Source organism: Amycolatopsis sp. A133, assembly GCF_031082405.1.
Classification (GTDB): Bacteria; Actinomycetota; Actinomycetes; order Mycobacteriales; family Pseudonocardiaceae; genus Amycolatopsis.
This window is the reverse complement of record NZ_JAVHJU010000023.1, coordinates 1-12,653: the sequence shown is the minus strand read 5'-3', so window position 1 is coordinate 12,653 and position 12,653 is coordinate 1. Positions and strand designations below refer to the sequence as shown.

The window sequence follows — 12,653 nt, the reverse complement described above, 5'->3', positions numbered from 1 at the left end:
GACGACGCGGCGGCCGGAGTGGAACTGGCGCAGGCGATGTGTCGGGCATTCCGCGCAGCTGCTGTACCCGCGTGCTCATCGCGGACCCCGGGTGTTCAGTGTGCGAATCTCGCGGACGGGAAGGCGCGCCGACGAGGTCAGCCCCATCGTCCGGAACGCGCTCTGCCCGCCGCCGGACCAGCGGATCTCCCAACGGCTGGTCGCATTGATGGCAGCCACTCCCCCAGCGACCAGGCCGCGATAGACGTAACCGCAGGTCGGCGACTGCTGCCCGGCCAGTTCGTCGGTGAACTCGGTACCGGGTCCGGCGCAACTGGTGGTTGCCCCGTCGCCCATCGACCAGTCGATCTTGGCCAAGGTCGCCGTGGCAGTCACGGTGATCGAACCCGCGCTCGCGGTCCGCGTGATCGGCCCGACGGTGGCCTCCCGACGGGCAGTCCACATCCACACCGGAAAGCCGATCGTGGCACCGTGCGCGGAATCCGCCGGCGGCGCGAGCCGGATGTCCGGCGCCGACAACCCCATCGCCGAGATGGCCTGTTCGGCCAGCTCGGCCGGTGACACCTGCGGCACCACGACCGGCTGCCCATTCGGGGCGAATACCACCCGCGGCCAGCCCTGCAGTGCTCCGCCGCCCTGGCAGATCAGCAGCCTCAACGAGCCCTCGGACGGCGAATGGCCACCCCACAGAGGATCGCCCGCGGGCGGCGGTGTCCACGGCTGGTCGACGCACGCGGACTGCGGCCGCCCGGATGCGTGGCCACCAGCTTGCTGGGCCGGTCCCGATCCCTGCTGCGGGGAGCTGGCCGATCCCGAACGCCCCGGGTCGGTGGCCTCTACCCAGCACATCCCGCGGGTGCCCGCCGACTGGCATCCGCCCGGGCCCGCCTGGCCGTACGCCACCGCGGGCAAGGCGGCGACCAGACCAACGGCCAGGACGCAGGTTCCTTTCAGCATGGCTTCTCCAAGCGTGGTTGGACTTGCTGGACCAGCCAGCGATCGGGGTTCGGGTAGCGGACGAGCTGCGCTTCGAACTCGTACCGCCGCGGCTGGTCGGGGTTGTCGAGGTTGCGGCCGGGCTCGCCGGCCTTGTCGCTCACGAGGTGCTCGTCGGTGGCGTCGAGGCAGTCGGTGACGACGACCCGGGGCGGCTCGCCCAGGGACACCGAGGTCACCTTCGGTGCCCGCCGGTACCGGCCGACAGTGTGTGCCGGCACGGAGGCGAGGTTGGCGACCTCGTTCACGTAGTCCGTCAGCGCCGGGTCGGCCATCGCCTTCGCCAGCTCCGGCCGCCAGTCTTTCTCGCGAGGTGTGCGACCTGCCTGTTCGCTGATCTGCCAGTAGAGCTCGTAGGCAGCCAACGCAGCTCGGGAGGCTTCATTCTCGGGCCGGACGGGCTTCGAACCCGACGGCAGTGACACCCCGGACGGCAGAGTGCTCGGTGCCTCCTTCTGGGTTTCTCCCGTACAACTCACCAATCCCGCCGACACGAGAATGAGTCCCGCCACCGAGAACCAGCTTTGCATCATTGTTCAACCTCTCTGACGAACCGTTGATCAGGTTCATCAAACCGGGCAAGCGAGACGACATGAGCCAACACAGTTCTATTCACTCGAATGTGTGCTTCACTCCGGCCCGTAGTAGCCGGGAGCACACCCGACGCCACCGTTCCACCAGGCGCCAGTAACACGCCATCTGATCACTGGCTGCAGGTCCGTCACGCCAGGACCGACGCAGTAGTGGTAGATGTTGCCCCAGATGTCCTGGACGTCAAGCATGACGGTGGCACCGGTTCCACCGTCGCAATGCCGGTACTCACCCCAGCCTTGGTAACCGCACGTTCCCTCCAAGCTAGAGGGAACAGCTGCGTCCGCGGCCGACGTCAACCCTGCACCGAGCATGGCGATGACGATCGTCCCCGTGGCAGCGATTCGACCCGTCAGGCGAAGAGATTTCGAATTTTTCATTCCGGCCTCCGACCGATCCATGTTCTTGCTATGAATCCGGTCTACAGGCCGCAGCACCACGCACTGCAAACGGCGCATGACACGGACTTTCAGGTACGCATGACGAGTTCCCCGGAATCCACCCGTTCAGGAGCGCGCAGTTCGGCGGCGAGCGCAGGGGCTAAACAGGCACGGGGACCCGAGCACCGAGTATTTCGTTGTCCCGAACTCATTCCTGTGGGCACACTTCGTCCCACCTTCCTGGGAGTCACCGTGGCCGGGCCAGCCGACCTCCGTCAGGCGAGGTTTTCCGGCTCACCGATTTCACCGGCGCGCGGTTCGCCGGGTCGTTCGACGCCGAGGCCGCCGGATCCGCCGGCCGGACTTCATTCCGTGCCGCGCAGTTCGTGAACAAGTCTCGATTCGGCGAGGCCAGTTTCCCCGCTCATGCTGACTTCACCGGTGCGTCCTTCATCGTTCCGCCCGAGCTGACACGTGTCTGGGCACGGACGAACCGGTACGCCGTCCGGCACATGGCCGGCAGGCTGGACTATCGGCAGCGAAGACGTCGTGCTGCTGGAACGGTCCGGCCGCTGGGCGGACTGCGCAGCTGCGACGGGTCGTCATAGCCGGACTCGGTTACCTTTCAGTCGTGCGCCTGGGAGACCCCGTCCGGCACCGGCGTATGCCAGTCGATGTGGTGCTGGGTGAGCCACGCCGCCGTGTTGCGCGGGCCGCTCTTGAGCCGCTTGGAGATAGCCATGTCACGGATGAGCCGCTTGATCGGCCCCGGCGTGGCCGTACCACCCATCTTCGCGCTGGTCGCCACCAGGCGCTCGACCCGCTCCCGGCGCTGCTGTTCGTAGGCCCGGAACGCTGCCGCCGGTTCTCGCAGGTCCCGCAGGCACTTGGCCAGGACAACAGCGTCCTCCATCGCCATCGACGCGCCGTGGCCGGCGTTCGGGGCCGCGGCGTGGGCGGCGTCGCCGATCACGATCATCCGGCCCGCGTGCCACCTCGGCGTCAAAGCGATGTCGTAGCCGTTGCTCGCGCGGATCTGCCCCGACGCCTCCACGATCGCCGCCGCCGGCGAGCGGTCACGGCGAAGCAACGCCGTCGCCTGCCGCTTCCACTCCTCGAGCGACGTCGACGCGAGCTCCGCCTTCGACAGCTCCGGACGCGGCAGGTTCACGAACCACCACGTCTCGCCGTCCGGCGCGGTCGTGTAGGCGAAGAAGACACGCTTGCCGTAGATCATCCGGTACACGCCCGGCACCGGGTCGACCGGCGCCTGCCGGGCGTAGCCGCACAACACGACCGTCCCGGTGTACCGCGGCTCGGGCGCCTCCGGGTCGATGAGCACCCGGGTGGCCGAGTGGATCCCGTCGGCGCCGATCAGCAGGTCACCTACCTGGCGGGAGCCGTCCTCGAAGATCGCCGCCACCCCATTCTCGAGGCCACTGTCGACGTCGTCGAGCCGCATGCCGTGCTCGATCTTGATCCCGCGCCGGGCGGCCTCGTCGTGCAGCACGCGGTACAGCTCAGCCCGCTTGATGGTGTGCGGCCCGTACGAGCCGGCCGAGCCGCCGCCGATGGGCGCTTCGCCGAGTCGCTTACCCGAGCCGCTCCAGAACAACGCGCGGTCGGCCGGGAAGGAGGCCTGCAGCACCGGCTTGTCGGCGTCGACCGCATTCAAGGCGTCGAAGCCGTTGTTCATGATCGTCATGAACGCGCCGACGTCGTCCGCGCCTGTCCGGTATGCCTCGTACACAACGGAGTCGATGCCCGCCTTCTGCAGGGCCATGGCCGCAACCGGCCCCGCGATGCCCCCACCGATGATCAACGCCTTGGTCATCCCGCTCCCCTCGACTCCAGGCCTCGCGCCAGCTGCACCAGCTCGCAAACGTCCGACTCCAGCCCGTCCCCCTCCGGTAGCGCGACCGGAACCGCCTTCGTCGGAACAGGCTCGCCGGCCGCGTGCGCTGCGAGTGCCTCCTGCAGACGGCTCGGCAAATCGGCGGAAGCGTCGGTCCGCGCGAGGTACGGGCTGATCCGGACCAAGCCGTCGCGGCATTCGACGACCCGGCGGTCGTACCGCCGGTGCGTCCCACGCAGCCGCAGCGCGTCTCGCCACGGCGCTGCCGGCACACGATCCAGCGCGTCATCGGGAAACTCCGAGTGCAGCACCGTCCACAATGGCGCAAGTTGCCGGTACCCGCGGCGATGGCGCCACCAGATCCGCACCGCACCCAGCCTCGTCATCACGGCCGGGTAGCTGACTCCGGCCAGGAACAGTAGGACACCCGGCATCAGCAGGACGGTGACGGCGAGCGCACCCACGACCGTCCCGGTTGACCCGCCGCGATCGGCGACGCCGATGTGGAAGATCAACCCCAGCACGATCGCGGGCACGAACACGCAGTTCGCCAAGACGATCGCGACCAGGCCGACGGCCGCGATGCGCAGTCCTCGGGCCAGCCGCCCGCCCGCTTCACGCGCGTACCGCCAGGCCCAAACTGCAGCCGTCGCGAAGCCGAATGCCATGAAGACGTCGGCGGCGATGAAGAAGACCGCCACGCTGGGCACCGACTGGTCGTTGGTCCGGGCGGACGCCGGTGTCGCCAGCGCGGCGACGAGGAGCACGCCCTCCGCCACCACGAGCAGAGCTGCGTACCAACCGGCGCGTCGCCGGGCGGCAGTTCGGTCCCGGGTCGAGAACAGGAAGAAGCACACGAGGCTGTACACGCCGACCAGCAGAAGACCGTGCTGGATCAGCCGCGCGATCATCGGCGCCAGGCCTGCCACATGGGCGCCTTTGTCGGCCGCAGCGCCGAACGGGAACGCCAAGGCCAGGCACGCCACGAGCGCCGTCACGCTACGCAGGGCGAAGTTCCTCGGGTTCCGCGCCAGCCTGGCGGCTAGCCACAGCAGTAGGGCGGCCGACACGATCCCGTACGCGAGGACGAGAGGCGTCACAGCCACCCCAGCCGGCCTTCGAGCGCAGCTCCCATTTCCTGGGCGGTGTCGCTCGATCTTCCGCTGACGCCGACCTGATCCAGGACCGACGCCCATTCCAGGATGATCGTCGCCGTCGTCTCGGCCTCGCGCTCCTGGTCGGTGTCGTACGAGGTGCGACGCAGCGCTCGGCGAACGGCGTCCGGCTCGAGATCCGGATAGCGCTGGCGCAGGCTGTCCGTCGACATGTCCGGGTACAGCCCGGCCAAGAGCTCGTCATCGCACGGATCGCTCTCGTGGCCGGCCAGCAGGTGGCCGAGTTCGTGCAGGACGATGTGGTTCTGGTGTGGCTTGCTGGTTTCCTGCTGATACAGGATGTAGTCCGCTGGGCGCGTGCTGATCCACACGCCGAACGGGCCGGGCACCGGGATCGAGTGGGCGAGCAAGCGGATCGGCTTGCCACGGCGGTCACCCACGCGTCGGCACAGCTCGAAGACGTCCAGCGGAGGCCGGATGTCCAGATCCTTCAGCAGCCGCCGGCACTGGCGACGCAGCAGTCGCTCGTTCACCTCTCCCCTCGCTCCCGCGCAGCCTGCTGGTCGCGGTAGACGATGTCGAGCAGATCCATGACGAGCTGACGGCGATCCGGCGTCAGTTCACCTGCGCGCATCGCGATCCGCTGCGCTTCCTCGTCACCGGCGTTTGCCTTGAGGCGTTCCTGCTCCGCCGCCAGGTCGCGGAGTTGCTGGTCGACGCGATCGGTCACGTCGTCGTCGAAGAAGTAGTTGACCGGCACTCCGAAGAACTTGGCCAGTCCCTCGACGTGCTTGATCGTCGGATTGTCCCGCTTCCGCTTGCGCAGCTGCCAGATGTACGTGCCGGAGATCTTCGTGCCGGCGACCGTGATCGAGTCCGCCGCGAAGTCGTTGCTGTACTCGTCACCGCCCGGCGATTTCGTGACGGCGAACAGGTGGTTCAGCTTGTCCGCGAAGTCACGCCCGCGTTCGGCCATCACCCCTCCTCAGCTCCCCTCGACGGTACCGCTCACCAGGCGACTTAACTGAAATTAAGACCTGATCAGGTGAATGCCGACGCGATAGTTGAGACGTGACCTGCGGAAACTTAAGATCAATAGTCTGGGGTGATCGAACCGGGGAGGGAACGATGACTCGACCGAGCACACAGGCGATCACCGCCGAGGACGCCGAGCGCCTGCGCAAGCTGCATGACGCGAAGCAGCTCTTCGGCGGTGACTGGATGACGGCGATCCTGCTGGCACTGAAGAGCGGCCCGAAGCACTACACCGAACTGCTCGACATGGTCGGTTCGCTCAACGCCGCCGCGGCGGCGAACAGCTGGTCCGGACGGCCGCGAGTACTTCATGCCAGCGTCCTGACACGGACATTGAAGACGATGACCGCCGACCGCTTGATCGTCCGCGACCAGGAGGCGGGTGTGTTCCCGCCGTCGGTCGTCTACTCGCTGGCGCCGGCGACGTGGGAAGCGCTCGAGGCCATGCAGCCGCTCGCCGACTGGGTGAGCCAGCACGCGGACATCGTCGAGCAGGCACGGCATCGCCGGAGCCAGGACTCGGAAGAGGCCCGGCGCTCAGCCTGATCAGAGCTGGGCGAGCGTGCCGCACACGAAGGCGACCACGATCATCGAGGGCCCCATCGGCACCTGCCCCTTCCGAAACGAGTATGTCCGAAGCAGCACGCCGATCAATCCCGCTACCGCGGTGAGGACATACGTCGCGAGGAACCCGCCCAGGACCCAGGACCAGCCGAACCAGCCCAACAAAATACCGACACTCGGAGCGAGCTTGACGTCTCCAGGTCCCGGTTGACCGGTGATCAGGTAGGACAGCAGCAACGCTGCGCCCCACGCCGCACCGCCAGCGAGAGCGCGCAGGCCGCATCCGACATCATCGCTCGCGATCGCGGCAACGGTTGCGGCGACGCCGCTAACGCCGCACAGCGGGAGGCTGAGCAAGTCCGGGATGCGGTGCTCGGCGGCATCGACGGCCGCAGCCGGGACACCCAATAAGGCGAATGCAGCGCCGAAAGCCATGGCGAACGGCGTCCAGAGCGCCACGACCGCTCCCGCGGCCGCGACCACAACGATCACCTCAGCGACCCACGCGCCCGACAGCTTGGAGTTCATTGTCCGGCGCAGCAGGCACACGGTCACCGGCGTGAGCGCCAGGCCCGCGGCCAGCCCGACGACCAGACGAAGCATCCCCGTCATCCGGCACCCACCCCGCGATCGCCGCACCCGAGGTGATCATCGTAGGAACGGGGCAGCTCCCTCGCCACCGGTGATCATCAGGGCCGCCGAGCAGGCTTTACGACGAGCAGGCCGCCGACGTCCGGCGGAAGCTGGGGAGGCCGTCCGGCGCCCCGGTGACGTCCTCATCGAGGACGTGGAGCTCGAATCTGGCGGTGTCGTAGCCGCCGGCCTCCCAGGCGAGGTCGCTGTCGCCGATGCGCCACTCGCAGCCGGTGACTCGCTCCCTCAGCAACCACGCCACTTCGACCTCCCGGGACCGCGACCTCGAACGACGTGAACCTACCACGTGACTAGAACACGCGTTCGATGAAGCGGTGCGGGTCAGGCTTTCGTGAGGCGCTCCAGGAAGGCGCCCCAAGCGGCCTGATCGACTGAAAGCTGCCCGTCGGACGGGGCCTTCGAGTCACGCACCCCGACGTCGTCACCGAGACGAACCTCAACGCAGTCCTGCGTTTCGGTGCTCCAGCTCGACTTGAACCAACCGGTCGAGTTCGTCATCGCTTCGTCTCCAACAGCTCGCTCTTCACCTTCGCAATAAGCTCGAGACTCTTCTCAACGCTCATCGCCTTGCTGCGCGCCGCCTCGGCCTTCTGCCGATGCACCGCGATGTCTTCCTCGGCGTAAAGCATCAGGCCGCCGCGATGCAGCTCGAGACTGATGATCGACGGCGCCTGAGCCGAGTCGAACAGGATGAACGAACCAGCCAGGAGCGGCGTCCATCCGGCTTCGAACGGGATGATCTGCACCTTGACGTTGGGCAGATCGATCATCTCCGACAGGTACGTCAGCTGTTCCGCCCAGACATCCCGACCTCCGATCACGTGCCGGATCGCCGCCTCGCCGAGCAGCACATCAAGGGTTGCCGGAGCACTTCGAGTAATGAGGTCGCGTCGTCCGATCCGGATCGCGACTCGCTCGTCGATCTCGTCGGCCGGTACGTCGCCCTCTTCCATCATGGCGCGGATGACCGCACTCGTCTGGAGAACGCCAGGGATCAGCAGCGGAGCCAGATGGGTGACAGTCGTCGCCGTCCGCTCCGCGGCCAGCAGCGCGTTCATCTGCTGTCGCCGCTCGGCCACCGTCACGGCATGCCAACGCCCGCTTTGCCCGGCATTGGTGGCCAGCGCCATCAACTCGGCGCCGGCATCGTCGCCGATACCGAGCGCTTCGACGATCGAGGCCACGTCGTCGGGCTTGGGGTTGCGCTCGCCGGTTTCCCAGCGCGAGATCAGTCCGGAATCCGACTCCTTGCGACCGATGAGCACGGCCAGCTTCCGCAGCGAAACTCCACGCGACTCCCGCGCTTCCTTCAGCGCGTCGCCGAGGTTCATCGGCGCCTCGCGGTGCTACCAGCCATGCAGCACATGCTAGTGCAGGTGGAGCCGACCGCAGAGGTCACCCGATCAGGTCATTGCGCACCGCCGCTACCAGCGCTGACACTTGCTACCAACATTCGGTAGCATCGTCAGCGCCCAGCTCATGGCCCTGACAGCCTAACGGGGAGGCGCACATGCGAGGACACCACTGGAGCGGAACACCGCTGATCGTCCCCGCACGAACTCCCGCCGGCTCGGCGACGCAGGTCACATTGGGCCTGATCGACACGACCGACGGGCCTGTCCGCGCCGTCCGGGTCGGCGCCGACGGACCGCCCGCCTTCCTGCCCCGGCAAGCGATGGCCGAGCTGGTCAGCCACGCCCAAACGATGCTGACCCTCGATCTGCCGGGAGACCGCAGATGACCGCTCACGGGTCCGCCGCAGCGGCGGGATGACAGCCCGCCCCTGATCAGCCCGGTCGGTGCGCTTGCCCCGACCAGCGCACCGGCCGGGTGTTCACCGTTCCTTTCGATCCAGCTTCACCGCGGAGATTTCACGATGGCTACCGCACCTACAAGACGCCCGGCTCCCCCACGCCTGCTGTGGGTCACTGAAGCGTCGACCGGCACCAACCACCTAGTCACGGAAGCTGCTTTCGTCGACGGAATACGAGCCTCCGGCTCGTACCGCGGGATCTGCGGCGCCGAGTTCTCCGCTGCGCCGATGATCGCTGCTCCGCGCTGCGCGTGCTCGGCGTGCCGCGGGCGCCTTGTCGCCGATCGAACGTCCTGCCGCAGCAAACCGCGTGGCACCTCGTTGTGGCGACGCCTGCGACGCCCCAAACCCCGGAGGCACAATGACCGGCTCTGATCGCTGGGACGAAACTGCCCTCGCATGGGAGAGCGGCAGCGCGGCCATCAATGAGTCGCGTAACCGCGGCTGGGAATGGCGCGCCACTCCGGCCGGTTCGAACGCACCCGAGCTGCTCATCGGCCATCGGACAACCGATGCTCACCACGACGTCGTGCGCATCGAAATGCTGCAGACGCCACCGCACGCGATCGGCGCCCGTTTTGCGTTTGGCGACTGGGGAAAACGAGAAGCACTCCCCCTGCGAGGACCTGTCGACGGCCCACCAGAAGATGTCCTGCGTCAGGTGATGGGCTGGCCCGACGATGCGCCGCACTGAACTTTCCCGAGGTGGTGGAGCACCGTGCCGTCAACCACGATCGCCTGGCCGTCCGAAACCGACCTGTCCGTCGCGGAGCATCCGGACTACGCCCACCTCTGCAGGGTTCTCGCCGGGCTGCGCCGACTCTCCGACAAGGATAGACCGACTGTCACGCCCGGAGCCCGCATGACCCGCGACACCCAGAAACTCGTCGACGCTCTCGAAGCGACTCAACTTCTAATTTCCTTGCTGGTCATACAGCTTCGAGACGGCACTGCGACCCCGGACGAGCACCACAACCTCGCCGACGCGGTCGGCGAACTACCCGACCTGCTCCGCTCCCACGGCGATGACGTCGCCGCCGGGATCATTCCGGCAGCCCGCGACATGGAACGAGAATGCGCATGACCAAAGCAAGCCCCTGCCTTCCGGCCCTGCTCGCCTTGAGCGCCTCTCTGCGTACTGCCCGAACCGCAGAAGGACTGGGGTTGCGCCAACTGGCACACAAGCTGGGAATCTCAGCCCAAGTCTTGTCTCTTTGGGAGACGGGAAAACGCGCACCGGCGATCGAGGACGTGGCCCACGTCCTCGGATTTCTCCGAGTGAGCCCGGTCGAGTACGGCCGCGTCATGCGGCTCCGACAGCAGCTTGAGGACCCGATTTCCATCGAAACCCTGGATGCGGGCTCGACCAGTCAGCGGCGAGCCTTGGAGGCGCTCGCGGTTCGCACCTTCGATTGGGCGCCACACGTCGTCCCGGAGCCGCTGCAGACGCCGGAGTACATCCGGGCGATTGCGCAGGAGCACGCAGCGGGGCCGGACGACCTCGATCAGGCGGTCTTCGAACATCAAGTCCGGCAGCTCGACCAGGACTGGACCGGCCACCACACCGTTCTGGTGGGCACTGCAGCCTTGGCCCCGGCGATCGATCCGCAACTCCAAGCTCTTCGGGCGGCAGCCAACCTTCCCGGCCTGGTAGTCAAGATCGTTCCTCCGAGCGTCGCGAAGGGGATCGATCCCTTCACAATCTATGAAGGCCAGAGCGGCGCCTTCACGGTCGCACTGCGACACCAAGACAACGTCATCTTCATCAACGAACCCGACGCAGTCCGGAGCTACCGGTCGACCTTCAAGGCTCTCGAACGCGGGTCAGTCACCTGCGCTGACTTCCGGTCTCCCTGATCGGAGCATCGCGATGACCGCACTGATCTACCTCGACGCACAGACCGTTCACCCAATCATCAACGGCGAGTGGCACCGCCTCGCGGGAGCGCTCGAGGCGGCAGAAGTTATCACCACGCTGTGCGGTATCACCGACACTCCGGTGTTCATGCCGTTGATCGAACGGCGAAACCACGGCATTCCGCGGCAGTGCGACGCATGCGACACGATTTACCGGCGGCGCCAAGGCATCCCGTCACGACGAGACCGCCTCAGCGGCCGTCGGCCAGCTCAGGAGTAACCCGAAGCTTCGAGCCGGGCACTTCAGTTGACGACGTGGACGCGGGCGGCGAGGTCGCGGATACCCGGAACAGGAACGCGGCCCTGGTTGAGCAGCACTCCGACGATGTCCCGGACGGCAGATCGGGTGTAGACCTCCCCGGGTGCGCGACGTTCGGCGGCCAGCAGAGTGTTGTACGCCGAACCGGGGCTACCGAGGTCCAGGTGTACGGCGGCAAGGTCGACCAGGAACCGTCCTTCGCGCTCGACGTCGGGGAACCTCACCGGGCCGGCAGCGCGGGCATGCTGAATGGCGGCGGCCGGGTCGCCCAGCAGGTGCTCGACGGAGACACGATGGCTCAGCAGGTTCGCTCCCGCCCGGGCGCCAGCATCGCCGGAGAGACGCGCCGCCGTTGTGGCGGCCGCGTCGAGCAAGTCCCGAGCGCGGGCGCCGTCGCCTGCTCGGGCTGCGGCGTAGCCGCCGGTGCACAGCAGGCTGGAATGCAGCACCAGGTGCCGCGGGTCCCGCCCGTCGAGCGTGAGCCGGTCGGCGGCGCCGAGGACGAGAGCCTGCGCTTGTGCGTGATGACCTGCGCGGCGGCAAACACCCGACAGCATCCGTTCCGCCTCGGCGAGCACCAAGGGCTCCCCGGCCGCGCCGGCGGCACGGACGGCCCGGTCAGCGCTGATCCACTCCAGCCCGTTGGGCACCAGCTTCGCGAGAGCACGGGTGACCAGCGTGTACGCCTGGGCCAGCGATCCCGGGTCTTGAATGACCTCGGCTGCGCGCACCACCGACGGCAGCACGTCGGCCAGGGTGAGGAAGTCGGATTTGCCGAACGCGGTGCGCGCAGCTGCCAGACCGCGGGTCAGCTGTTCGGCGGGCATCGTCGGCCCGTGAGCAGGGGCGCCGACCAGGACGTCGGAGAGGCGCGCGGTGAGCACGGTGGCCGGATCGGGCGCCAGGGCCGCGTCGGCTGCCGCGGGCGTCGCGACGCCGGCGACGGTGGCACCGACAGCCAGGCTGCCGGCCTTCAGGAAGCTGCGCCGACGCACGTCGTCCTCCTCCCGTTCGGGACTGCCGACCACCCTAGAAGGACCAGGCGTGCTGCGCCGGGTTGCCACGCCCTCGTGGTCGTACAGTCCGAAGGCTTCCATGGGCACTGGCAGGACCTCGGCCAGGCGCTGCAGGGTCTTGACATCGCGTAGCGGCCGCCGTCGGGACTCGAACCGCGAGATCACGCTTGGGTGAAAACCCAGCCGGTGGGCCAGCTCGGTCTGGGTCCATCCGGCCAGCTCACGGGCGTGCCGCAGCACGGCCGGGTAATCCTGGCGCGCGATCGCGTCCCGCAACGGCGACGGCATGATTGGGGACATCGGCGTGTCCTCCACCTTCGAGAGGCCGACTCACCCAGGGTAGCCGTCCGGTGACGTGTTGAGGGAAGCGTGCCGGTCCGGCACAGCTGTGCCGGACCGGCACGACGAACGCTCGTATCGGCCGGTGACGCGGTTTTCTCGATCGCACCCGGGCCGGC

General features: G+C 67.7%; 18 protein-coding genes. 6 read left to right on the top strand and 12 right to left on the bottom strand.

Annotated elements, in window-relative coordinates:
- Positions 1-75: 75 nt before the first annotated feature.
- From Q5425_RS17715 to Q5425_RS17685, 7 genes are all read right to left on the bottom strand, one after another.
- Entirely contained in the window at positions 76-957 is an 882-nt protein-coding gene (locus tag Q5425_RS17715) for a hypothetical protein (RefSeq protein ID WP_308673346.1), read from the bottom strand.
- Positions 951-1,361: a hypothetical protein gene (locus Q5425_RS17710; protein ID WP_308673345.1), complete on the bottom strand. Its 411-nt coding sequence runs from the start codon at positions 1,359-1,361 to the stop codon at positions 951-953. The genes Q5425_RS17715 and Q5425_RS17710 overlap by 7 nt, the downstream gene beginning before the upstream one ends.
- Before the next feature lie 264 nt (positions 1,362-1,625).
- Positions 1,626-2,045 (bottom strand): DUF6355 family natural product biosynthesis protein, encoded by a 420-nt coding sequence (locus Q5425_RS17705; RefSeq protein ID WP_308673344.1) that lies wholly within the window; start codon positions 2,043-2,045, stop codon positions 1,626-1,628.
- Between the two features lie 547 nt (positions 2,046-2,592).
- Positions 2,593-3,801: an NAD(P)/FAD-dependent oxidoreductase gene (locus tag Q5425_RS17700; protein ID WP_308673343.1), complete on the bottom strand. Its 1,209-nt coding sequence runs from the start codon at positions 3,799-3,801 to the stop codon at positions 2,593-2,595.
- On the bottom strand, positions 3,798-4,892 hold the full coding sequence (locus Q5425_RS17695) for an MAB_1171c family putative transporter (RefSeq protein WP_308673469.1): 1,095 nt from the start codon (positions 4,890-4,892) through the stop codon (positions 3,798-3,800). Before Q5425_RS17695 ends, Q5425_RS17700 begins: the two co-directional genes overlap by 4 nt.
- A gap of 26 nt (positions 4,893-4,918) precedes the next feature.
- On the bottom strand, positions 4,919-5,470 hold the full coding sequence (locus Q5425_RS17690; protein WP_308673342.1) for a hypothetical protein: 552 nt from the start codon (positions 5,468-5,470) through the stop codon (positions 4,919-4,921).
- Entirely contained in the window at positions 5,467-5,913 is a 447-nt protein-coding gene (locus tag Q5425_RS17685) for an XRE family transcriptional regulator (RefSeq protein ID WP_308673341.1), read from the bottom strand. Before Q5425_RS17685 ends, Q5425_RS17690 begins: the two co-directional genes overlap by 4 nt.
- A 152-nt stretch (positions 5,914-6,065) precedes the next feature.
- On the opposite strand from Q5425_RS17685, the gene Q5425_RS17680 reads away from it, so the two are divergent.
- Positions 6,066-6,518, top strand: coding sequence for a helix-turn-helix domain-containing protein (locus Q5425_RS17680; RefSeq protein WP_308673340.1), 453 nt, complete (start codon positions 6,066-6,068; stop codon positions 6,516-6,518).
- Here Q5425_RS17680 and Q5425_RS17675 read toward each other — a convergent pair whose 3' ends face one another.
- The 4 genes from Q5425_RS17675 to Q5425_RS17660 form a co-directional block, all read right to left on the bottom strand.
- Positions 6,519-7,148 (bottom strand): prepilin peptidase, encoded by a 630-nt coding sequence (locus Q5425_RS17675; protein ID WP_308673339.1) that lies wholly within the window; start codon positions 7,146-7,148, stop codon positions 6,519-6,521.
- A 97-nt stretch (positions 7,149-7,245) separates the two neighbouring features.
- Complete coding sequence (locus Q5425_RS17670; RefSeq protein WP_308673338.1) at positions 7,246-7,431, bottom strand: hypothetical protein; 186 nt, start codon at positions 7,429-7,431, stop codon at positions 7,246-7,248.
- An 80-nt stretch (positions 7,432-7,511) separates the two neighbouring features.
- Positions 7,512-7,688 carry a DUF397 domain-containing protein gene (locus tag Q5425_RS17665; RefSeq protein WP_308673337.1) on the bottom strand — a complete coding sequence of 59 codons (177 nt, stop codon included), beginning with the start codon at positions 7,686-7,688 and terminating at the stop codon, positions 7,512-7,514.
- Positions 7,685-8,521 (bottom strand): helix-turn-helix transcriptional regulator, encoded by an 837-nt coding sequence (locus Q5425_RS17660; RefSeq protein WP_308673336.1) that lies wholly within the window; start codon positions 8,519-8,521, stop codon positions 7,685-7,687. The genes Q5425_RS17665 and Q5425_RS17660 overlap by 4 nt, the downstream gene beginning before the upstream one ends.
- A gap of 179 nt (positions 8,522-8,700) precedes the next feature.
- On the opposite strand from Q5425_RS17660, the gene Q5425_RS17655 reads away from it, so the two are divergent.
- The 5 genes from Q5425_RS17655 (at position 8,701) to Q5425_RS17635 (ending at position 11,140) form a co-directional block, all read left to right on the top strand.
- A complete protein-coding gene (locus tag Q5425_RS17655) occupies positions 8,701-8,931 on the top strand; it encodes a hypothetical protein (RefSeq protein WP_125592348.1) in 231 nt (76 codons plus the stop codon).
- Positions 8,932-9,364: 433 nt separating this feature from the next.
- The gene (locus Q5425_RS17650) at positions 9,365-9,697 is read left to right on the top strand and encodes a hypothetical protein (RefSeq protein WP_308673335.1); all 333 of its coding nucleotides are present in this window, start codon (positions 9,365-9,367) and stop codon (positions 9,695-9,697) included.
- Positions 9,698-9,721: 24 nt separating this feature from the next.
- Complete coding sequence (locus Q5425_RS17645) at positions 9,722-10,087, top strand: hypothetical protein (RefSeq protein ID WP_308673334.1); 366 nt, start codon at positions 9,722-9,724, stop codon at positions 10,085-10,087.
- Positions 10,084-10,860, top strand: a complete 777-nt coding sequence (locus tag Q5425_RS17640) for a Scr1 family TA system antitoxin-like transcriptional regulator (protein WP_308673333.1) — start codon at positions 10,084-10,086, stop codon at positions 10,858-10,860. Before Q5425_RS17645 ends, Q5425_RS17640 begins: the two co-directional genes overlap by 4 nt.
- A 13-nt stretch (positions 10,861-10,873) precedes the next feature.
- Positions 10,874-11,140 (top strand): hypothetical protein, encoded by a 267-nt coding sequence (locus tag Q5425_RS17635; RefSeq protein ID WP_308673332.1) that lies wholly within the window; start codon positions 10,874-10,876, stop codon positions 11,138-11,140.
- Positions 11,141-11,163: 23 nt separating this feature from the next.
- On the opposite strand, the gene Q5425_RS17630 is transcribed toward Q5425_RS17635, so the two are convergent.
- Positions 11,164-12,495 (bottom strand): helix-turn-helix transcriptional regulator, encoded by a 1,332-nt coding sequence (locus Q5425_RS17630; protein WP_308673331.1) that lies wholly within the window; start codon positions 12,493-12,495, stop codon positions 11,164-11,166.
- Positions 12,496-12,653 lie beyond the last annotated feature (158 nt).

Coding starts and splice junctions, on each gene's coding strand:
- Q5425_RS17715 (WP_308673346.1), bottom strand. CDS start 957: ATGCTGAAAGGAACCTGCGTCCTGGCCGTTGGTCTGGTCGCCGCCTTG.
- Q5425_RS17705 (WP_308673344.1), bottom strand. CDS start 2,045: ATGCGCCGTTTGCAGTGCGTGGTGCTGCGGCCTGTAGACCGGATTCAT.
- Q5425_RS17700 (WP_308673343.1), bottom strand. CDS start 3,801: ATGACCAAGGCGTTGATCATCGGTGGGGGCATCGCGGGGCCGGTTGCG.
- Q5425_RS17685 (WP_308673341.1), bottom strand. CDS start 5,913: ATGGCCGAACGCGGGCGTGACTTCGCGGACAAGCTGAACCACCTGTTC.
- Q5425_RS17680 (WP_308673340.1), top strand. CDS start 6,066: ATGACTCGACCGAGCACACAGGCGATCACCGCCGAGGACGCCGAGCGC.
- Q5425_RS17675 (WP_308673339.1), bottom strand. CDS start 7,148: ATGACGGGGATGCTTCGTCTGGTCGTCGGGCTGGCCGCGGGCCTGGCG.
- Q5425_RS17665 (WP_308673337.1), bottom strand. CDS start 7,688: ATGACGAACTCGACCGGTTGGTTCAAGTCGAGCTGGAGCACCGAAACG.
- Q5425_RS17660 (WP_308673336.1), bottom strand. CDS start 8,521: ATGAACCTCGGCGACGCGCTGAAGGAAGCGCGGGAGTCGCGTGGAGTT.
- Q5425_RS17655 (WP_125592348.1), top strand. CDS start 8,701: ATGCGAGGACACCACTGGAGCGGAACACCGCTGATCGTCCCCGCACGA.
- Q5425_RS17650 (WP_308673335.1), top strand. CDS start 9,365: ATGACCGGCTCTGATCGCTGGGACGAAACTGCCCTCGCATGGGAGAGC.
- Q5425_RS17640 (WP_308673333.1), top strand. CDS start 10,084: ATGACCAAAGCAAGCCCCTGCCTTCCGGCCCTGCTCGCCTTGAGCGCC.
- Q5425_RS17635 (WP_308673332.1), top strand. CDS start 10,874: ATGACCGCACTGATCTACCTCGACGCACAGACCGTTCACCCAATCATC.
- Q5425_RS17630 (WP_308673331.1), bottom strand. CDS start 12,495: ATGTCCCCAATCATGCCGTCGCCGTTGCGGGACGCGATCGCGCGCCAG.